This window comes from Halorubrum sp. 2020YC2 (assembly GCF_018623055.1).
Taxonomy (GTDB): domain Archaea; phylum Halobacteriota; class Halobacteria; order Halobacteriales; family Haloferacaceae; genus Halorubrum.
Genome location: NZ_CP076019.1, coordinates 2,866,113 through 2,885,035, shown reverse-complemented (window position 1 = coordinate 2,885,035; position 18,923 = coordinate 2,866,113). Strand labels below are relative to the sequence as shown.

At 67.4% G+C, this 18,923-nt stretch carries 17 protein-coding genes; 4 read left to right on the top strand and 13 right to left on the bottom strand.

Going from position 1 to position 18,923, the window contains the following annotated elements:
* Positions 1 to 99: 99 nt before the first annotated feature.
* From katG to rnz, 9 genes are all read right to left on the bottom strand, one after another.
* The gene (katG, locus tag KI388_RS14345) at positions 100 to 2,262 is read right to left on the bottom strand and encodes a catalase/peroxidase HPI (protein ID WP_215087249.1); all 2,163 of its coding nucleotides are present in this window, start codon (positions 2,260 to 2,262) and stop codon (positions 100 to 102) included.
* A gap of 295 nt (positions 2,263 to 2,557) precedes the next feature.
* Positions 2,558 to 3,985, bottom strand: coding sequence for a dihydrolipoyl dehydrogenase (lpdA, locus tag KI388_RS14340; RefSeq protein WP_215087248.1), 1,428 nt, complete (start codon positions 3,983 to 3,985; stop codon positions 2,558 to 2,560).
* Complete coding sequence (locus KI388_RS14335; RefSeq protein WP_215087247.1) at positions 3,985 to 5,673, bottom strand: dihydrolipoamide acetyltransferase family protein; 1,689 nt, start codon at positions 5,671 to 5,673, stop codon at positions 3,985 to 3,987. Before KI388_RS14335 ends, lpdA begins: the two co-directional genes overlap by 1 nt.
* Before the next feature lie 87 nt (positions 5,674 to 5,760).
* Entirely contained in the window at positions 5,761 to 6,747 is a 987-nt protein-coding gene (locus KI388_RS14330; RefSeq protein ID WP_215087246.1) for an alpha-ketoacid dehydrogenase subunit beta, read from the bottom strand.
* Positions 6,748 to 7,851, bottom strand: coding sequence for a pyruvate dehydrogenase (acetyl-transferring) E1 component subunit alpha (gene pdhA, locus KI388_RS14325; protein WP_215088801.1), 1,104 nt, complete (start codon positions 7,849 to 7,851; stop codon positions 6,748 to 6,750).
* 317 nt (positions 7,852 to 8,168) lie between these two features.
* Positions 8,169 to 8,573 carry a CopG family transcriptional regulator gene (locus KI388_RS14320; protein WP_215087245.1) on the bottom strand — a complete coding sequence of 135 codons (405 nt, stop codon included), beginning with the start codon at positions 8,571 to 8,573 and terminating at the stop codon, positions 8,169 to 8,171.
* A gap of 163 nt (positions 8,574 to 8,736) precedes the next feature.
* Positions 8,737 to 9,405: a DNA-binding protein gene (locus KI388_RS14315; protein WP_215087244.1), complete on the bottom strand. Its 669-nt coding sequence runs from the start codon at positions 9,403 to 9,405 to the stop codon at positions 8,737 to 8,739.
* Between the two features lies 1 nt (position 9,406).
* A complete protein-coding gene (locus tag KI388_RS14310; RefSeq protein ID WP_215087243.1) occupies positions 9,407 to 10,333 on the bottom strand; it encodes a replication factor A in 927 nt (308 codons plus the stop codon).
* Positions 10,334 to 11,286: 953 nt separating this feature from the next.
* Positions 11,287 to 12,216 (bottom strand): ribonuclease Z, encoded by a 930-nt coding sequence (gene rnz / locus KI388_RS14305; RefSeq protein ID WP_215087242.1) that lies wholly within the window; start codon positions 12,214 to 12,216, stop codon positions 11,287 to 11,289.
* 140 nt (positions 12,217 to 12,356) lie between these two features.
* On the opposite strand from rnz, the gene KI388_RS14300 reads away from it, so the two are divergent.
* Both KI388_RS14300 and KI388_RS14295 read left to right on the top strand, forming a co-directional pair.
* Complete coding sequence (locus tag KI388_RS14300; protein WP_215087241.1) at positions 12,357 to 12,635, top strand: hypothetical protein; 279 nt, start codon at positions 12,357 to 12,359, stop codon at positions 12,633 to 12,635.
* A gap of 227 nt (positions 12,636 to 12,862) precedes the next feature.
* Complete coding sequence (locus tag KI388_RS14295) at positions 12,863 to 14,815, top strand: ABC transporter ATP-binding protein (RefSeq protein ID WP_215087240.1); 1,953 nt, start codon at positions 12,863 to 12,865, stop codon at positions 14,813 to 14,815.
* A 63-nt stretch (positions 14,816 to 14,878) separates the two neighbouring features.
* Here KI388_RS14295 and KI388_RS14290 read toward each other — a convergent pair whose 3' ends face one another.
* Entirely contained in the window at positions 14,879 to 15,187 is a 309-nt protein-coding gene (locus KI388_RS14290) for a DUF5789 family protein (protein WP_251133165.1), read from the bottom strand.
* Between the two features lie 94 nt (positions 15,188 to 15,281).
* Between KI388_RS14290 and KI388_RS14285 the strand changes: the two genes are divergently transcribed.
* Positions 15,282 to 16,100, top strand: coding sequence for a creatininase family protein (locus KI388_RS14285; protein WP_215087238.1), 819 nt, complete (start codon positions 15,282 to 15,284; stop codon positions 16,098 to 16,100).
* 18 nt (positions 16,101 to 16,118) lie between these two features.
* Here KI388_RS14285 and KI388_RS14280 read toward each other — a convergent pair whose 3' ends face one another.
* The gene (locus KI388_RS14280; protein ID WP_215087237.1) at positions 16,119 to 16,523 is read right to left on the bottom strand and encodes a DUF5790 family protein; all 405 of its coding nucleotides are present in this window, start codon (positions 16,521 to 16,523) and stop codon (positions 16,119 to 16,121) included.
* A 207-nt stretch (positions 16,524 to 16,730) separates the two neighbouring features.
* Between KI388_RS14280 and KI388_RS14275 the strand changes: the two genes are divergently transcribed.
* A complete protein-coding gene (locus tag KI388_RS14275; protein ID WP_215087236.1) occupies positions 16,731 to 17,195 on the top strand; it encodes a hypothetical protein in 465 nt (154 codons plus the stop codon).
* Between the two features lie 54 nt (positions 17,196 to 17,249).
* On the opposite strand, the gene KI388_RS14270 is transcribed toward KI388_RS14275, so the two are convergent.
* Positions 17,250 to 17,405, bottom strand: a complete 156-nt coding sequence (locus KI388_RS14270) for a hypothetical protein (protein WP_251133164.1) — start codon at positions 17,403 to 17,405, stop codon at positions 17,250 to 17,252.
* Positions 17,406 to 17,515: 110 nt separating this feature from the next.
* Positions 17,516 to 18,766, bottom strand: a complete 1,251-nt coding sequence (locus KI388_RS14265) for an RNA-guided endonuclease TnpB family protein (protein ID WP_215087235.1) — start codon at positions 18,764 to 18,766, stop codon at positions 17,516 to 17,518.
* Between the last annotated feature and the right edge of the window lie 157 nt (positions 18,767 to 18,923).

The following is an 18,923-nucleotide window of genomic DNA, read 5'->3' as shown; positions in this document are numbered from 1 at the left end:
GAACGGAGAGAGAAGTGAGACCGAGCCGGCCGTCGAGCGGGTCGAGGCGCGTTCAAATCGGCTCGAACGAGAGGGAACGCCGACCGCGACGGAACGGCGTTACTCGAGGTCGAAGCGGTCCGCCTGCATCACCTTCGTCCAGGTATCGACGAAGTCCTCGACGAGTTTCTTTTCGCCGTCTTCTGCCGCGTACACCTCGGCGAGCGAGCGGAGCCGGGAATGTGACCCGAATATTAGGTCCGCACGGGTCGCCTTCCACTTGAGATCGCCGGTGTCGCGGTCGTAGCCCTCGAACACCTGATCTTCGGTGGACGGCTTCCAGTTCGTTTCCATGCTCAGGAGGTTCACGAAGAAGTCGTTCGTTAGCGCCTCCGGTTGATCAGTAAGCACACCGTACTCCCAGTCGCCGTACGTCGCGCCGAGTGTCCGCATACCACCGACTAGCGCAGTCATCTCGTCGGGAGTCAGGTTCAGGAGGTCGGCCTTGTCAACCAACAGCTCCTCGGCCGGCCGGTCGGCGCCGTCCGGAACGTAGTTGCGGAACCCGTCGACCTCCGGCTTGAGCGCCTCGAACGAGTCGGCATCGGTCTGTTCGGCGGTCGCGTCGGTCCGACCGGGCTCGAACGGGACTTCGACGTCGTAGCCGGCGTCGGCCGCGGCCTCCTCGACGGCCGCGTTTCCACCGAGCACGATGAGGTCGGCCAGCGACACCTGTACCTCGTCACGCGACTCGTTGAACTCCGCCTGGACGCGTTCGTACGTCTCCAAGACCGTTTCCAGTTTCTCCGGTTCGTTGACCTCCCAGCCGCGCTGCGGGTCCAGGCGAATGCGAGCCCCGTTCGCACCACCGCGCTTGTCGCTGTCGCGGTACGTCGACGCGGAAGCCCAAGCGGTCTTGATCAGCTGTGCCCGCGTGAGATCCGTCTCAAGGACTGCTTCCTTGAGCTGAGCGACCGCTTCGTCGCCCACAAGTTCGTACTCCGCGTCGGGGAGCGGGTCCTGCCAGACCATCGTTTCCTCCGGGACCTCAGGACCGAGGAACCGCTCTGGCGGACCCATGTCGCGGTGAGTCAGTTTGTACCAGGCCTTGGCGAACGCCATCCCGAACTCCATCGGGTTCTCTTGGAACGTCTCCATGATCTCCCGGTAGTCCGGATCCTTTTTGAGCGCGATATCCGTCGTGAGCATCATCGGCGTGACCCGCTCACCGTCGTCGAGAGCGTCCGGCGCGGAGCCTTCGAGCTCGCCGTCCTTCGGCGTCCACTGCCAAGCACCGCCCGGTCCCTTCTCCGGCTCCCACTCGTAATCGAGAAGGTTGTTGACGTACCCCATGTCCCACTCGGTCGGAGACTGGGTCCAGGGACCTTCGATCCCGCTCGTGGTGACTTCGCCGTCCTCAACCGCAGCGTCGTTCTGCCAACCGAGCCCCATGTTCTCCATGGGCGCGGCCTCCGGCTCGGGTCCGAGCACTTCCTCAGGATCGTCCTTCCCGTGGACTTTCCCGAAGGTGTGGCCGCCGGCGATGAGTGCCGCCGTCTGCTTGTCGTTCATCGCCATGCGGGAGAACGTCTGCCGGATGTTTTTCGCCGACGCCTCTGGGTCGGGCTGTCCGTCAGGCCCCTCAGGATTGACGTAGATGAGCCCCATCACGGATGCGCCGAGCCCTTTCTGGATCTCACCGGGCCGTTCGAAGCGGTTCTGTGTCTCCAGTTCGTTCTCCGGGCCCCAGTTAACGGCCTTGTCGGTGTCGAAGTCGTCTTCGCGGCCGCCAGCGAAACCGTACGTCGGGAAGCCCATCGACTCGACGGCGACGTTCCCGGAGAGGACAATCAGGTCGGACCACGACAGGTTACGTCCGTACTTCCGCTTGACGGGCCAGAGCAGACGCCGAGCCTTGTCTAGGTTCGCGTTGTCCGGCCAGCTATTGAGTGGCGCGAACCGCTGCCGAGCGCCAGCGGCTCCGCCGCGTCCGTCGTAGGCGCGGTAGGTGCCGGCGCTGTGCCACGCCATCCGGATCATGAGCGGACCGTAGTGTTCGTAGTCTGCCGGCCACCAGTCTTGCGGCTCCGTGAGTACGGCTTCGATGTCCTCTTTAACTGCCTCGAGATCGAGTTCCTGAAACGCCTCCCCGTAGTCGAAGTCCGCTTCTAGTGGGTCGGACTTCTGTCCGTTCTGATCAAGTATCTCCAAACTCAGTCGTTCGGGCCACCAGTCTTGATTCGATTTTCCCGTAAAGGCTTCGTCTGAACTGCTGCTAGCCATCTACCCCTACATATCTGCTTCCGCCTAATAACAGTTGTTTGGCAGAGTTTCTCATTACAATAAAAAGTCACAGAGCCGAGACAAATATATCTCGATGAGTGGTAAATTTGCTACCACGGCCGAACATATACCACTCACCGGCGTCGACGATTGACGTAGTATCGCCCGTCTGCGAGTCTTTACTGTGTCGGGTACCGGCTATCGGTCGGAGAGACGGCTGTACGGACCCATGGAACGAGTCGGTAGTACCGGCCGGAGGGGTCCGTTCGGGACGCGCTCGACGGCCGGAACGCACTCAGCGGTTCAGCGTGTGGATCGCCTGTCCGCGCGCGTTCTCCGCGGCCTCCATCACCGCCTCCGCGAGCGTCGGGTGGGTGTGGACCGTGGCCGCCACGTCTTCGAGGGTCGCGCCCATCTCGATCGCGAGCGCGACCTCCGCGATCAGCTCCGACGCCTCGGGACCGACGATCTGCGCGCCGAGCACGAAGCCGGTCTCGTCGTCGGCGACGATCCGGACGAACCCCTCGGTGTGGCCGGTCGTCATCGCCCGCCCGGAGGCGTTGAACGGCATCTGGCCGACCGCGGGGTCGAACCCGGCCTCCTCGGCCGCCGCCTCCGTCATCCCGACCGTCCCGATCTCGGGGTCGGTGAAGACGGCCGCCGGGACTGCCTGCTGGTCCAGCGCGGCCGGCTCGCCCGCGATCACCTCCGCGGCGACGATCCCCTCCTTCGAGGCCGCGTGCGCGAGCATCGGATCGCCCGCCACGTCGCCCACCGCGTGAACGTGTTCGACCGCGGTGCGGGTGCGGTCGTCCGTCTCGATGAACCCGCGCTCGTCGGTCTCTATCCCGGCCTCGTCTAAGTCCAGCCCGTCCGTGACCGGCTGGCGACCGACCGCGACGAGGACCTTGTCGACGCCGTACGTCGACTCCTCGCCCTCCTCCGTCTCCGTGTGGAGCAGGTAGCCGCCGTCGGGCGCCTCCGACCACTCGCTTGCGCCCTCACCGAAGTGGAACTCGACGCCCAGCTCCTCGGCGCGCTTGCGGACGATCCGCTTCACGTCGTCCTCGTAGGGGTCGAGGATGTCGTCGAGCATCTCGACGACCGTCACGTCGGCGCCGAGCTTCGCGTACGTCGTCGCCAGCTCCATCCCGATGTAGCCGCCGCCGACGATCCCGAGCCGGTCGGGGACCGTGTCCGCGTCGAGCGCCTCGGCTGAGCTCCAGACGTGGTCCTCGGAAAAATCGAAGCCGGGGATCTGGATCGGGCGCGAACCGGTGGCGACGATCGCGTGCTCGAACGAGAGGGTCTCGGAGCCCTGTCCGTCGCCGCCGTGCGCGACGCGGACGGTGTTCTCGCCGGTGAACGAGGCGGTCCCTGCGACCAGATTCACGCCGTTGGCCTTGCAGAGCTTCTCGACGCCGCTCGTCAGCCGGTCGACCACGCCGTCTTTCCACTCGATCATCTTCCCCATGTCGACGGCGGGGTCCGCGTGGACGCCCATGAACTCCGCGTTGCCCGCCTCGTGGGCCAGCCCGCTGCCGGTGATCAGCGCCTTCGAGGGGATACAGCCGCGGTTGAGACAGGCGCCCCCGTAGGCGTCCTTCTCGACTAAGGTCGTGTCGAGCCCCTCCTGTGCGGCGCGGATGGCGGCGACGTAGCCGCCCGGTCCCGCGCCGATGACCAGTACCTCCGTTCCCGTGGTGACGTCTCCGACGACCATTATTCGTTGAGTAGCAGCAGCGGGTTTTCTAAGTGTTCCATGACGGTGTTCGCGAACTCGGCCGCGATCGCCCCGTCGACGACCCGGTGGTCGATCGACAGGGACAGCGGCAGCGTCGGCGCCGGGACGACCTCGCTTTCCCCGTCGCGCTCGCGCACGACCGGGCGCTCCTCGATGGCGCCGAGCCCCAAGATCGCGGTCTCGGGGTAGTTGATGATCGGCGTGGCGTACTCGCCGCCGATGGCGCCGAAGTTGGTGATCGTGAAGGTGCCGCCGTTCATCTCAGCGGGTTTGAGTTTGCGCTCGCGGGCGCGGGCGGCGAGGTCGTTCACCTCGTCGGCCAGCTCGAAGAGCCCCTTCTCGTCGACGTCCTCGACGACGGGGACCATGAGGCCCGCGTCGGTGGCGACCGCGATCCCGAGGTTGTACTCGCTTTTCAACACGATCTCCTCGTCGTCCTCGCGGAGCTCGCTGTTGAGGTACGGGTGCTCTTTCAGCCCCGCGACGATGGCCTTCATCACGAACGGCATGTAGGTGAGCTTCACCTCCGCCGCCTCGGCCTTCGGCTTCAGGTCCTCGCGGGCCTCGACGAGCGCGTCGACCGCGGCGGTGTCGTGGTGGGTGACGTGCGGGGCGGTGAACTTCGACCGCTCCATCTGCTTCCCGATGGTCCGCCTGACGCCGCGATAGGGGACGGTCTCGTCGCCGGCGGTCGAGCCCGCGGAGGCGGCGTCCGCGCCGGCCGGCTCCGCGCTCGCGTCGACGGGCGCCGGCTCCGGGTCGGGCGTCGTCTCGGCCGCCGCCGTCGACGCCGCCCCCGACTCCAGCGCGTCGGCGTACGCGTTCACGGCCAAAGCCGTGACGAACGCCTCGCCGTCGCGGGTCTCGTCCGTCGGCACGTCGTCGAGGTCGACGCCGCGCTCGCGCGCGACCTTCCGCGTCGCGGGCGTCGCGAGCGTCGTCTCGCGGCCCGCCGGTTCGGGACCCCCGCCGGACGCGCTCGCCGCCGGGGAGTCCGCGGAGCCGTCGGAGCCGCGCTTGCTGACCGCGGACTTCCGCCCCTCGGATCCGGTGTCGGTCGGCGTCGGGGAGGGTCGCGGCTCGGGACCGTCGTCCGCGTCGCCCGCACCGGTGGGTCCGGTATCGCCCTCGGCGTGTGCCCGCACGTCGGCCTCGGTGATCCGGCCGCCGGGACCGCTCCCGTCGACGGCCGCGACGTCGACGCCGAGTTCGCGGGCGAGCCGGCGGGCCGACGGCGGCGCAAAGGTGCGCCCGGAGGGCGTTTCCGGTTCGGTTTCGGACTCGGCGGGCGCCGAGTCAGGCGCGGCGGACTCCGCGTCGTGCTCGTCGGCGGCCGCGTCCGGTTCCGGTTCGTTGCCCGCGGCCGAGCCGGACGCCGGTTCGGCCTCGGTACCGGCGTCGTCGCCGGCGGCCGCCTCGTCGTCCTCGTCGACGCGGAACGAGATGATCACGTCCCCGACGGGGACCATCTCCCCCTCCTCGGCGAACAGCTCCTCGACGACGCCGTCGTAGCTCGACGGCACCTCGACGAGCGCCTTGTCCGTCTCGACCTCGGCCACCGGCTGGTCCTCCTCGACGCGGTCGCCGGGCGCGACCAGCCACGAGACCAGTTCGCCCTCCGCGACGCCCTCACCGACGTCCGGCAGCTTGAACTCCTCGACTGTCATGCGTCTGCCTCCTCGACGGCCGCGCGTCGACTCCCGTCGATCGCGCGTCGGTCCTGGTCGGTCATGGGTGTATCTCCGGCGGTCATCTTAAAATTCGACCGCCTCCAAGATCCCCTCCTCGACGCGCGCGGCGGACGGGAGGTAGTAGTCCTCCAGCGCGTAGAGCGGATACGGCACGTCGAACCCGGTGACGCGGCCGACCGGTGCCTCCTGATAGAGGAGCGCCTCCTCCTGGAGGATCGCCGTTATCTCGCCGCCGAGCCCGCCCGTCTTGGGCGCCTCGTGGACGACGACCGCGCGGCCGGTCTTCTCGAACGCCTCGACTATCGCCTCCCGGTCGAGCGGCGAGACCGTCCGGAGGTCGACCACCTCGCACTCGATCCCCTCCTCGCTCAGCGTCTCCGCCGCCTCCAGCGTGGGGCGGGTCATCGCGCCGTAGGTGAACACGGCGACGTCGTCGCCCTCGCGCCGGGTGGCCGCCTCCCCGATCGGGACGGTGTACGGCTCGTCGGGCACCTCCTCGCGGAACGCCCGGTAGATCAGCTTCGGTTCGAGGAAGACCACCGGGTCCGGGTCGCGGATCGACGCCGCGAGCAGCCCCTTCGCGTCGTAGGGCGTCGAGGGGATCACCACTTTCAGCCCGGCCTCGTGCGCGTAGAACGCCTCCTTCGACTCGGAGTGGTGTTCCGGGGCGCGGATGCCGCCGCCGTAGGGGGCCCGGAGCGTCATCGGCAGCGTGAACCGCCCGCGGCTCCGGGTCCGGAACCGCGACATGTGCGAGACGATCTGGTCGAAGCCGGGGTACATGAACCCGGAGAACTGAATCTCCGGGACCGGTCGCATCCCCATCGCGGCCATCCCGACCGCGGTGCCGACGATCCCCGACTCGGCCAGCGGCGTGTCGATCACCCGGTCGCCGCCGAACTCGTCGAAGAGGCCCTCCGTCGCGCGGAAGACGCCGCCGTTCTTCCCGACGTCTTGGCCCATCACGACGACGTCGTCGTCCTCGCGCAGTTCGGTGTGTAATCCGTCCCGTACCGCCTGTACCAGCGTGAGGTTCTGTGTCTCGGTCATTTACTCCTCCAGGAACGCCGCGTCGCCGCGCTCGTCGCGCAGCGCGGCGAGCGCCTCGTACTGCCGCTCCAGTTCGGGCGGGAGCTCCGCGTAGGCGTGTTCGAACAGCTCCCGCAGGTCGGGACGCGCCATCGACTCCGCCTCGTCGATGGCGTCCGCGACCCGCGCCTCGACCGCCGACTCGATCTCCGCGACGCGCTCGTCGTCGAGGACGCCCTCGTCGCGGAGGTACGACTCCAGCCGCGGGATCGGGTCCTTCGCCTTCCAGCTTTCGACCTCGTCGTCGTCGCGGTAGACGGTCGGGTCATCGGCGGTCGTGTGCGCGCCGAAGCGGTACTGGACCGCCTCGATGAGCGTCGGCCGCGGGCGGTCCGCGTCCGGGTCGCGCGCCTTCTCCAAGGCCGCCTTCGTGACGCTGTACACCGCGAGCGGGTCCATCCCGTCGACCTGAACGCCGTCGATGCCGTACGCCTCCGCCTTCTGCGCCAGCGTCGCGCTCCGGGTCTGCCGCTCGCGGGGCACGGATATCGCCCACTGGTTGTTGTTACAGAAGAAGACGGTCGGCGTGTCGAACACGCCGGCGAAGTTGACCCCCTCGTGGAAGTCGCCCTCGCTGGTCGCACCGTCTCCGAAGTAGCAGATGAACGCGTCGTCCTCGCCGCGGAGCTTCGAGGCCCACGCGGCGCCCGTCGCGTGGGGCACCTGCGACGCGATGGGGACGGCGACCGGGAAGACGTTGACGTCCGGCGGCGCGTTGTTGCCGTCCTCGTGGCCCATCCAGTACAGCAGCGTCTGCTTCAGCGGGAGCCCGTGGACCAAGGCGGCGCCGTGCTCGCGGTACGACGGGATCATCCAGTCGTCCGCGTCAAGCGCGTACGCCGACCCGATCTGGGCGCCCTCCTGCCCGGAGAGCGGGGGGTACGTCCCCATCCGGCCCTGCCGCTGGAGGCTCACCGCGCGGCCGTCGAAGTGACGCGCCAGCCGCATGTGCCTGTACATCTCGACGAGCGACTCGTCGTCGAGGTCGGGGACGTCCCCGACGACTTCGCCGTCCTCGTCGAGGACGCGAACCGTATCGTCGTACGCCCTGTCGAACACGGTCACGGTCGAACCCACCTTCGCATGCCCGATACGTCCACCGCCCGGGTAATATCGTTTTCGTAAATAATTTAGTATACTCAGAAATAGCGGCTTCGCGCTGAGAAACCGTCCATCAGACGGGGAGAGAATCGGACGTTTCTGAACAAAATACGAGTAGTTCGGCAATATTTTCGCCAACATGGGCGTTTCGCGGGTCAGTAACGGACGAACAGGAAGGTTTCGAGAGCGGTCACCCCCGAAAGCGGGTGCGCGATCCGCGGCGGCGCGGCTCACCGGTCGGAGACGGGGACAGTAGAATCGATGAGAGGCGATACGGGGCGCTACCCGAGTCGGAAGGAGGGTTCGTCCGGCTCGCCGTCGAGGTCCTCCAGCTGGATCACCTCGTCGTCGCCGTCGTCCAGCTGCTCGCGGAGGTGGTTAACGTAGCGCTTGTGTTCTTCCAGCTGCTCGCGGAGGTGTTCGGCCTCCAGCTCCAGCCGCTCGTGCTCGCGGACGAAGCTCTTCGGCACCTCGATCTTCGGGGGGAACGACTCCCCGCCCTCGCCCGCGCGTTCCAGTTCGTCCTCCGGGACGACCCGAACTTGGCCGTCGTGGGCAACGAGCGTGTCCACGTAGTCCCGGAAGACCGCCGACAGCGAGATGTCCCGCTCCTCGGCGATATCGCGGAGGGCATCGAACGCCCCCTCGTTGACGCGGAACGATATCGTCTTGTTCTTGTTGCCCATTACTGGATCGTTCGTCTCGCGTCTCACTTAAGCGTTTGTCAGACGGTGGCAAGAAAACCGCGTTCGACGGTCGAAGCGGCCGTCTCAGAGCCGTTGGGGCGCGCCGGCCACGCCGCGCCGCGACGCGCCGATCACTTCGGATCGCCGCGACGCGCCGACCGCCTCACGGCTCCGGCGCGTCCGCCGGATCCGTCTCGTCGGCTGCGGCGTCGTCGAGGGCGGCGTCGTCCCCGGCGGACTCGTCGCCCGCGAGTTCGTCGCCGCTCTCGTCGAGGTCTTCGAGCGCCGACAGCGCGGCGGCCTTGTACGTCTCGGGGTCGTAGTCGTACTCCTCGCGGGCCATCCGCGCGTACTCGTTGCCCTCGTCGTCGAACGCGGCGACGCGCTCGACGGTGCGGCGGGCGGTCTCCGCGACCCAGCGGTCGCGGGTGGCGGCGTCGACCTCGGTGATCGACTCGGGGCGGACCGAGACCCGGACCGTGCCGTCGTCGGTCTCGTAGGTCCGGGGCTTCCCCACGACTGCGACGTAGGCCGGGGGCTCTAAGTCCCGGAGTTTGGAAGCGGCTTCCGGCTGGTACTGACCGGCGTACACGAAGAACGTGCCCGTCGGGTCGACGATGCGGCCGCGCCAGTACTCGCTGTCCTCGCCGACGTCCTCCTTCTCGGTGAGGGTACCGACGAAGAACACGCGGTTCGAGGACTCGCCCGTCGGCAACAGCGCGTAGACGGGGGCGCGCTCGTCGTCGGACTCGGTGAACGTGAAGCCGGCGTCGTTGAACTCGCTCGCGAACACGCGCCGGGCGACCTCTCGGGTGGGGGCAGATTGGCTCATCTTAAATCGACCTCGCTTCGATCAGCGCACTTTCAACGTCGACGGTGCCGGGGTCCTCCATCTCGTCGACCAGGACGTACCGGCCGAAGGTGGGGCCGGTGACGCGGTAGTACCGCCCGAGCACGTCCTCGCCCATCTCCTCCGCGACGACGGTGGTGTCGAGCGCGTCCATCGCCATGTCCTTGGCTTCCTCGAGGCTCATGCCGGTGAGGTCCTCGGTGGCCTCGCGGTCGAAGATGACCTCGGTGACGGTCTCGCCGTCGTCCAAGACGCCCTTGATCCGGAGGTCGAACTCGCCTTCGACCTGCCCGTGTTCGGAGCAGCGCCCGTTCTGGAGGACGCGCGTACAGTCCTCCTCGGGGCAGCGCTTGATCAGTCCGGAACCGGACTGGATGTCGACCAGCGCGCCCGCGACGGTGTCGGCGTTGTCGCCGACCTCTATTGTCTCGTCTATCTCGGTGATACCGGTCGTCCGGTTGAGCTTCACCGAGTAGCTACCCTCGTACTCGTCGGTGACGACGTTCGAGAGCTCGTACGCCTGTCCCTCCGTCAGCTCGGGGAGGTCGGAGGTCTCGAAGGCGACGAACTTGATCGTGCCCGACTCGTCGCCGAGGAGGCCGACCTGCGAGATGGAGTCGCTGCGCGGCTCCCAGAGGTCGACCAGCTTCACGCGTAAGTCGACCCACTGCTCGTCCTCCTCGATGTCGTTGACGAGGACCTCCTCGCTGCCGCCGCGGCCGAGCTCGTCGCGCTCCATGCCGGCGTCTTCGAGGTAGCTGTTGGTGACGCTCCGGCTGGCCTCGTCGAGCGGCACGCGGTACTCGTCGACGAGGGTCTCTAGCCGCTCCTCGACGTCGTCGGGGTCGACGTCGGTGTGGTCCGAGAACTGTTCCGCTATCGCTTCCGCTTCCTGTCGCAGTTCGCTCATGGGGTGTCTCCGCCTCCGGTCTTGTTTCGGTGGGAGGCGTACGAGGGTTGGTTCCTCACCGTATTAAAACGACGGTGACCGCGGTGAAAGTGAACAGAAACGGGCGCCTGAGGGCGTCTAAACGGTCTTTTCTCTCGATCCGCGGAGATCCGACGACGCGGTGCCGTCGAGCGCGTCAGACGCTCGTCAGCCACGCGCGGGCTTCGTTTCGAGTGGAACGATCACACGGATCGCAGCCGCACGGAACGAGGGTCCGACGAGAGCGGCGGACCGAAGCGGTGGCGCGTGCCGACGAGCGGCCGCAGGCCGCGAGTCGCACGCGCGAGGTCGCCGGCGCGTAGCGCCGGCTGCCAGAGAATCTTCGATTCTCGGTGGAGTCAGTCGCCGGAGCGAAGCGACGGCGACTGACGAGGCTGGGGAGGCGTGAGGTGCTGTCCCGCGAGCGACCGGAGGGAGCAAGCGGGAGTACGGAAGTCGCAGCCCGCGCAGCGAACGGAGTGAGCGAGCAGGAACGTCTTCCGGTGGTGCGGAGCGGTGCGGGGTGGGACTTAAAGGGGCGGTCGCGAGGACGGCGCAGACGACATAAGCACCGCAGCGAGTGAGCGGAGCGAACGAGCGAGGAGCGTGGTTTGAGAGAGCAAAGCTCTCTCGTCATCCCGAAAATCGGAGATTTTCGGGCGACAACGAGTGTGCGCCGTCCTCGCGACTGGGGCTTTGGCGGTGTCGCCCGTCGGTTCGTGATCAACTATTTATAAGGGAGCGGCTGGGGCTTTGGCGGTGTCGCCCGTCGGTTCATGATCAACCACTTATAAGCGAGCGGCTGGGGCCTTGGCGGTGTGCGCCGCCGATCAGCAGTCGATTATTTATAAGCGAACGGATGAGAGTTTGGCGGCGGTCTCCGTGTCGGTCGCAAAGGCGTCCGCGTCGTACTGACCGGTCGAACCGTCAACGTCTCAGTCCGCGTCGGGGAACGGCACCTCGATCAGGTCGCCGTCGTCCGGGAGGAGACACTCGCCGTCGAACGCCTCGCGGGCGTCCCGGCGGATCGGGCGCGCGTCGGCCGCGTAGCGCGACGAGATGTGGACCAAGGCGAGCCGCTTCGCGTTCGCGCGGGCCGCGATCGACCCCGCCTCGCGGCCGGTGGAGTGCGCCGTGTCGCGGGCGCGGTCCGCCATGTCGTCCGCGAAGGTGGCGTCGTGGATCAGCAGGTCGGCGTCCGCGGCGGCCTCGACCGTCGCCTCTCGCGGGCGCGTGTCCGCGGTGTAGGCCAGTTTGCGACCCGGGCGCGGCGGGCCGACGACCTGCTCGGGCTCGACGACCGTGCCGTCCTCGGCCTCGACCGACTCGCCCTCGTGGAGGCGGCCGAACTTCGGCCCGACCGGGACGCCGAGTTCCTCCGCCTTCGGGCGGTCGAACCGGCCGGGGCGGTCGTCTTCCTCCAAGACGTACCCCTGCGACTTCGTCCGGTGTTCCGTCTCGAACGCGCGCACGACGTACTCGTCGGCCTCGTGGGCGACCTCGCCCGGCGCGACCGGTTCGATCCGGATCGGGAACGCCGGGTCGTGGCCGACGGCGTGGACCAGGTCGCGGAGGTGGTCGGCGGTCCCCGGGGGACAGTGGATCGTCAGCGGGTCGGTGCGGTCGTTGAAGCCGAGCGTCTGAACGAGGCCGGGGAGCCCGAGGACGTGGTCGCCGTGGAGGTGCGAGACGAACGCGCGGTCGACGGCGAACCCGGTGCCGGCGCGCATCATCTCGCGCTGGGTGCCCTCGCCGCAGTCGAAGAGGAAGCGGTCGCCCTCGCGGTTGACGAAGACGGCGCTCGCCGCGCGCTCGACGGTCGGAACGGCCCCGCCCGTCCCGAGGAACGTGACGCGAAGAGACATGGCGAGTCGTCGGGGCGGCGGTAGTAAACCGGTGTCGATACGGGGGAAGGAGGCGCCGGCGCGGCTCCGCTGAGGATCGGCAGACACCCACGCGGAGGATCGGTCGACACCCACATGAGTCCGGCCGCCCGAGGGCGACCATGCGAGACCCGATCGCCGCCTTGGTCCGACAGGAGGGGTGGCGCGCGGAGGGCGCGGCCGCCCGCGTCCACTACGAGGGCGGCCGCGACCGGTTCGCGATAGAGTTCTACGCCGGGACGGACCGCGTGCTCTACTGGTCGGTTCCGACCGACGACGACGAGGGCGGAACGGCCGCGCCGGTCCCGCGCGACGGCGTCCCGGATCCGCTCCGGCGTCGCGTCCGAGAGGACCTCGACGAGGCCGGGATCGACCCCGCGGTCGAGCGACGCGACCTCTGAGTCGGGAGTCGTCGGGTTCGGGGTCGGGCCGCTCGACCGCGCGACCGTCGGGTCCGCGGCCGACGTGCGCGCCGGTCGGCGGACCGGGCGAACGGGGGGAGGGTCGCCACTCAGCGGCGGAGCCGGAGCCGAGATACGCCGAGGGGACGCCTGTTACCGGCGTTTTCTGCCGACGCATTTCGGTTCGAAGGAAACCTATTTGCCCGCCTACCTGATAGGAACGCGTGATGAGTGGCGTCGACTGGGAGGAAGACGATCCCTTCGAGGAGCAGCGGGACAAGATCGAGAATCCAATGAAGCGGCTGTTCGTCGAGTACGGCCGCGACTACTTCCCGCAGGTGACGGTCGGGATCTTCGCGAGCGTCTTCGCTCGGCTCTTAGACCTCCTGCCGCCGCTAATGCTGGGGATCGCCATCGACACGGTGTTCTCTCCGGACGGGGACGCCCTGTTCAGCGAGCAGATCCCGCTCGTGGTCCTCCCCGACGCGTGGCTCCCCACGGGACAGATCGAACAGTTCTGGTTCACCATCGCCGTCATCGGCGGCGCGTTCGGGATCGGCGCCGGGTTCCACTGGATCCGAAACTGGGGGTTCAACGCCTTCGCACAGAACATCCAGCACGACGTCCGCACCGACACCTACGACAAGATGCAGCGACTCAACATGGAGTTCTTCTCCGACAAGCAGACCGGGGAGATGATGTCCATCCTCTCGAACGACGTGAACCGGCTCGAACGGTTCCTCAACGACGGCATGAACTCCCTGTTCCGCCTGTCGGTGATGGTCGTCGGCATCGGCGTCCTCCTCTTCTGGATCAACTGGCAGCTCGCCTTGGTCGCGCTGCTACCGGTCCCGATAATCGGCGGGTTCACCTACCTGTTCATCAGGATCATCCAGCCGAAGTACGCCGAGGTTCGCTCGTCCGTCGGGAAGATGAACTCCCGGCTGGAGAACAACCTCGGCGGCATTCAGGTGATCAAGTCGTCGAACACGGAGCCGTACGAGTCCGACCGGGTCGACGACGTCTCGATGGACTACTTCGACGCCAACTGGGACGCGATCACGACCCGGATCAAGTTCTTCCCGGCCCTCCGCGTGCTGGCCGGTATCGGCTTCGTCCTCACGTTCGTCGTCGGCGGTCTCTGGGTGTTCCAAGACACCCCGCCGGGACCGTTCACCGGCGAGCTCTCGGTCGGGATGTTCGTCGTCTTCATCCTCTACACCCAGCGGTTCATCTGGCCGATGGCGCAGTTCGGACAGATCATCAACATGTACCAGCGCGCGCGCGCCTCCTCCGCGCGGATCTTCGGCCTGATGGACGAGCCGTCGCGGCTCGCGGAGGAGCCGGACGCCGAGGACCTGATCGTCGACGACGGCGACGTGGTGTACGACGACGTCTCCTTCGGCTACGACGACGAGACGATCATCGAGGACGTCGACTTCTCCGTCGAGGGCGGAGAGACCCTCGCCCTCGTCGGCCCGACCGGCGCCGGGAAGTCGACGGTCCTCAAGCTGCTGCTCCGGATGTACGACGTCGACGAGGGGTCGATCGAGATCGACGGCCAAAACGTCCGCGACGTGACCCTCAAGTCGCTCCGCCGGTCGATCGGCTACGTCGGGCAGTCGTCGTACCTGTTCTACGGTACCGTCCGCGAGAACATCACCTACGGGACCTTCGACGCGACCGACGAGGAGGTCCGCGAGGCCGCGGAGGCCGCCGAGGCCCACGACTTCATCGAGAACCTCCCCGACGGCTACGACACGATGGTGGGCGAGCGCGGCGTGAAGCTCTCCGGCGGCCAGCGCCAGCGCGTCACTATCGCCCGGGCCGTTCTCAAAGACCCTGACATCCTCATCTTGGACGAGGCGACCTCCGACGTCGACACCGAGACGGAGATGCTGATCCAGCGCTCGCTCGACCGGCTCACCGAGGACCGGACGACCTTCGCCATCGCGCACCGGCTCTCGACGATCAAGGACGCGGACACCATCCTCGTGTTGGAGGGCGGGGAGATAGCCGAGCGCGGCACCCACGACGAACTGCTCGACAACGACGGGCTGTACGCGCACCTCTGGGGCGTTCAGGCGGGCGAGATCGACGAGCTCCCGCAGGAGTTCATCGACCGCGCGCAGGAGCGCACCGCCCGGATCGTCGAGGACGCCGAGGGCGACGACGACTGATTCGGACCGCGGCCGACCGAGCGACCCGCGTGCGGGTCGGCGTGGCGCCGGGCCAACGGAGCGTCACCGCGGGAGTTCGGTCCACTCGCCGGCGGCCGCCGCGGACGCGTCGGCGCGGCCCAGCGCGTCGAGGACCGCCTCGCGGACCTCCGACGGGTCGCGGAACTGCGTCTCTTCGCTCCCTTCGAGCAGACCGTCGAGCCGCGCCGTCCCCGTCGGGGTCTCCAGTTTCGCGGCGCCGTACTGCTCTATCAGCTCCGCCGCCGTCACCGGATAGCAGTGCTCGCGGAGCGCCCGCTTCAGCGGGCCGAACGTCACGGCGGGGGCCGGATCGTGCGCCGCAGTATCGTGATCCGCGTTGTCACTACTCATACGGCCGCGATCCGCGGGGAGGGACATAATACCTCGGGAGCGTTCGCTCGACGGTGACCGCCGCCTATACGACGCCGGCCGCCGACGAGTCGGTATGCGCCTCAGCGAAGTCGCCTGGACCGACGTCCGCGACGCCGAGGTCGACGTGGCGTTCGTCCCGGTCGGGAGTACGGAGCAACACGGGCCGCACGCACCGCTCGGCACCGACACCCTGAACGCCGTCGCGGTCGCGGCGGCGGGGGCTGACGCGTACGAGGGGTCGGCGGCGGAGGCCAGGTCGGCGGCGGAGGCCGGGTCGGCGGCGGAGGCCGGGTCGGCGGCGGAGGCCGAATCGGGAGCGGACCGCGGCGAGGTCGCGGTGGCACCGCCGATTCCGGTCGGCGTGGCCGAGGAGCACCGCGCGTTCGACGGGACGATGTGGGTCTCCCCGGAGACGTTCCGCGCCTACGTCCGAGAGTCCGCCGAGTCGCTCGCCACCCACGGGGTCGACCGCGTCGTGTTCGTCAACGGTCACGGAGGGAACGTCGAGGCGCTGGCGGAGGTCGCCCGTCGCTTCTCGCGCGACCCCGACCACGCGGGGTACGGCGTCGCGTTCACCTGGTTCGACGCGGTCGACGACCACGCGGGCGACATGGGGCACGCCGGGCCGCTGGAGACGGGGCTGCTGCGCGCGACGAACCCGGACCTGGTCCGCGAGGAGCGGGTCGACGAGGCGGGCGCGGGCGCCGCCGACCGATGGGGAGAGTGGGTCTCGGGCGTGAACCTCGCGCACGACTCGGACGAGTTCACGGACAACGGGGTCGTGGGCGACCCGCGGGAGGGCGACGCGGCGCGGGGCGAGGTCCTGCTCGACCTGGCGAGCGACGCACTAGCGGAGTTGGCCGCCGCGGTCGTCGAGCGGGAGGGGCGCTGAGCGGCGCGGGCGGGACGGCTACTCGTCCTCGCCGTCGGCCGCGTCCTGAAGCGCCCCGCGGATCGCCGGGACGGTGCCGGTGAGCGAGGCCACCTCCTCGGCGGCGTCCTCGATGTCCCCGACGAGCGATTCCATGTCCTCGATGTCAGCTTTCAGGTCCTCGGCGTCCTCGAACGCGTCGGCGCGCTCCCCGAGGACGTACGCCTTCTTGGCCGAGCGCACGCTGTCGACCGCGTCGCCGGCGTCGAGCGCGGACTTCAGCCCGTTGAGCGCGCCGAGGACGTTGTCCGCGTCCGTCTCCCACACCGCGTCCGGGTCCGGGAGCTGATCGCGCGCCGCCGCGAGGTGTTCCTCGACCTCCGCGCGGGTCTCCTCGGCCGCCTCCCCGAACAGGTCGTCGTCGTCGAACGTGGACTGGCTCATGGCTGGAGTGTCGTGCCCGCACCTTTTAAAAACGCGCCCGAAAGCGGAAGTGGAACCGCGGGGCACGCGGCGTGATCCCCTCGTCTGTTGCGAGCGGGCGTTCAGTTCCGCTCTGACGGCCGGCGGGATCCGGACGACCCCCGTGTCGGTCCGGCTCGCTCGGCCGCACCCCTTTTTACCAGTAGTCCGCCCGTTACCCCGCCTCGTATGCCCTCCGCTAACAGACGCACGCTCCTCGTCGGCGGGGTCGGCGGTCTCGCCGCGGCGGTCGGCGGCGGCGTCGCCGCCCAGCAGTACGCGACCCGAGACCACCTTCGATTTCGGCCGCTGGCGGCGGAAAACGAGTCGAGCGACCCGGTCGACGTGGCGGTCACGGTCGTCGACGAGTCCGGCGACCGCGACGAGGCGGTCCACGAGGCCGCGCTCGCGCCGGCCGGCGCCGAGGACGCGTCGGCCGTCCTCCGCGGCCCCTCCGTCAAGTACCCGTCGCCGTACGGAGTTCGAGCGCGACGGACGGACGGCGGCGGGAGTGCGACCGATGCGACCGACCTCACCCTCTCGAACGCCGCGATCGTCGGCCGGCTCCCCGAGAGCGGCTGGGGCTCGGAACGCGTCTCGCTGACGGTCATCGTCGAGACCGACGGGACCCTCTCGGCCCGGGTCGAGCCGTGATCGTCGAGGCGAGCCGGGTTTACGGGCCGCGCGGCTTCGTCGCCCTCGACCGAGTCACAGCCTGAGCAGTAGCTCCACGGTGAACAGGACGACGAGCAGCGTCAAGACCCCACCGAGCGCCGCGAGCGTCCACAGCCACTCGGTCACCCGGTCCGCGCTCGGCGTCGCGGCGAGCAGCGCCGGCCGGTCGCCGGAGTCGGATACGGTCACGTCCGGTCGATCCGCGCCGTGCGATGTAAAGTCGACTATGAGGCGGATGTGACATTCTCCCCGTGGTAAACGACGGGGCTTCCCGTACCGCAGGTGGGATATTTGCTGGTCTACGACACGACCTGTTCTCTCGTGTGAAACATCCCGCTCTCGCGGTCGAACAAGTGTGTCGATGGCTGTGCCACACAGCCGTTACTCCTATCCTTGCCGTGAGGACTCGGAGTTATCTTCTGGCGTATATTCTCCGCTCCGTTACAATCCGCGTTGGCTACCAACTCGCACGACGAGCAGACGTACAGTCCACGTTCGACGCGATTCGATTTCGTGTCGTCTCCACATCGTGAACATGTTTTCGAGGTGTTCCATTCGTTTTCTTTCAGTACCTCTACACCGCACATCTCGCCTTTGTATTCGAGGTACTGGTAGATGCGGTCGAACGCCCATGTGTGGAGTTTCTTGTTGCCCGTCTTGCCCCAATCTGATTCGCGCACGTCTTCAGGCCAACTCACCGCAAGCGTGCCAACACCGCGTTCGACACACTCCGTGATTATGGCGTCCGTCAGCGTGTGGTAGAAGTGTGTCTCACGTTCGGAGAGTTTCCGACGCGCCCACTTCGACTGCTCTGACGGGCCGTTCTCTCCCTCGGTGTCGTACTCAGCTCTGGTGAAGTAGTGTTTGTCTTCTTTGAGCGAGTTGCCGGGGTACAGGACGTATTCGTCCGGGAACGCGACCGTGCCGATATTCGTAATTCCGAGGTCGATCCCTGCCACGCCGTCGCCTGCTGGGTCGGCAGATTCGATCTCGACGTTACAGACGAAGTGGAGTTCCCATTCATCGCCGTTCCAGACTGCCCGAACGTTCTGTACGCTGTTGACTTCCGAGAGATCAACGTCCGGGCGAGTCTGGTATTCGCAAAGCAGGAAGTCTGAGAAGTGTTCTTTCAGATTCGAACCTTTCGAGAGTCGGACGCGGTTGTTCTCAGGGTCGTGTTTGAACCCGTCTTCTTTGAACGTGACCGTGGAACGTGGTCGAGTGTCTCCGCGCTTGCGGTAGCCGGGCGGATTCGCCTCACTGGAGTTGTGTCGCAGATCGAACCATGACTGGAAAGCGTCAGAAAGTTCTTCGATGACTTTCTGACTGGATTGTGCGTTCAAATCTTTCCAGCACGACTGGTTCTTCATATACGATTTCAGCACACTACCGTTCGGAATCTCGGCGGTTGCGTCCCAGATACGGTCGGCTGTCCATCGTGCGACGTTCCAAATTTTCGAGGCGGAGTCTCCGAGCGAATCAAGACCATCGCAGACCTGTTGGTGGTTCTTGATGGAACCAACGTAGGTGCGAGTGGCCTTAATTGCCATACATAGCCTATGTAGATAATCCTACTTAACGGTGTGGATGAGCGTGGAATATCCAGCCTGTAATCGGTGAGAGACTGTGTCACCGTTGTCGGATTCACTCCCGGCGTAAACGCCGGGATTCTCTCCTCGTAGAAAGATAGCCCCGCACGCGGCCCAG

What these genes read in the sequence shown, in the direction of transcription:
- KI388_RS14290 (WP_251133165.1), bottom strand. Translation starts at nt 15,187, where the DNA reads ATGAGTAGTGACAACGCGGATCACGATACTGCGGCGCACGATCCGGCC.
- KI388_RS14310 (WP_215087243.1), bottom strand. Translation starts at nt 10,333, where the DNA reads ATGAGCGAACTGCGACAGGAAGCGGAAGCGATAGCGGAACAGTTCTCG.
- KI388_RS14330 (WP_215087246.1), bottom strand. Translation starts at nt 6,747, where the DNA reads ATGACCGAGACACAGAACCTCACGCTGGTACAGGCGGTACGGGACGGA.
- lpdA (WP_215087248.1), bottom strand. Translation starts at nt 3,985, where the DNA reads ATGGTCGTCGGAGACGTCACCACGGGAACGGAGGTACTGGTCATCGGC.
- KI388_RS14275 (WP_215087236.1), top strand. Translation starts at nt 16,731, where the DNA reads ATGCCCTCCGCTAACAGACGCACGCTCCTCGTCGGCGGGGTCGGCGGT.
- rnz (WP_215087242.1), bottom strand. Translation starts at nt 12,216, where the DNA reads ATGTCTCTTCGCGTCACGTTCCTCGGGACGGGCGGGGCCGTTCCGACC.
- KI388_RS14300 (WP_215087241.1), top strand. Translation starts at nt 12,357, where the DNA reads ATGCGAGACCCGATCGCCGCCTTGGTCCGACAGGAGGGGTGGCGCGCG.
- KI388_RS14320 (WP_215087245.1), bottom strand. Translation starts at nt 8,573, where the DNA reads ATGGGCAACAAGAACAAGACGATATCGTTCCGCGTCAACGAGGGGGCG.
- KI388_RS14315 (WP_215087244.1), bottom strand. Translation starts at nt 9,405, where the DNA reads ATGAGCCAATCTGCCCCCACCCGAGAGGTCGCCCGGCGCGTGTTCGCG.
- katG (WP_215087249.1), bottom strand. Translation starts at nt 2,262, where the DNA reads ATGGCTAGCAGCAGTTCAGACGAAGCCTTTACGGGAAAATCGAATCAA.
- KI388_RS14280 (WP_215087237.1), bottom strand. Translation starts at nt 16,523, where the DNA reads ATGAGCCAGTCCACGTTCGACGACGACGACCTGTTCGGGGAGGCGGCC.
- KI388_RS14265 (WP_215087235.1), bottom strand. Translation starts at nt 18,766, where the DNA reads ATGGCAATTAAGGCCACTCGCACCTACGTTGGTTCCATCAAGAACCAC.
- KI388_RS14335 (WP_215087247.1), bottom strand. Translation starts at nt 5,673, where the DNA reads ATGACAGTCGAGGAGTTCAAGCTGCCGGACGTCGGTGAGGGCGTCGCG.
- KI388_RS14285 (WP_215087238.1), top strand. Translation starts at nt 15,282, where the DNA reads ATGCGCCTCAGCGAAGTCGCCTGGACCGACGTCCGCGACGCCGAGGTC.
- KI388_RS14295 (WP_215087240.1), top strand. Translation starts at nt 12,863, where the DNA reads ATGAGTGGCGTCGACTGGGAGGAAGACGATCCCTTCGAGGAGCAGCGG.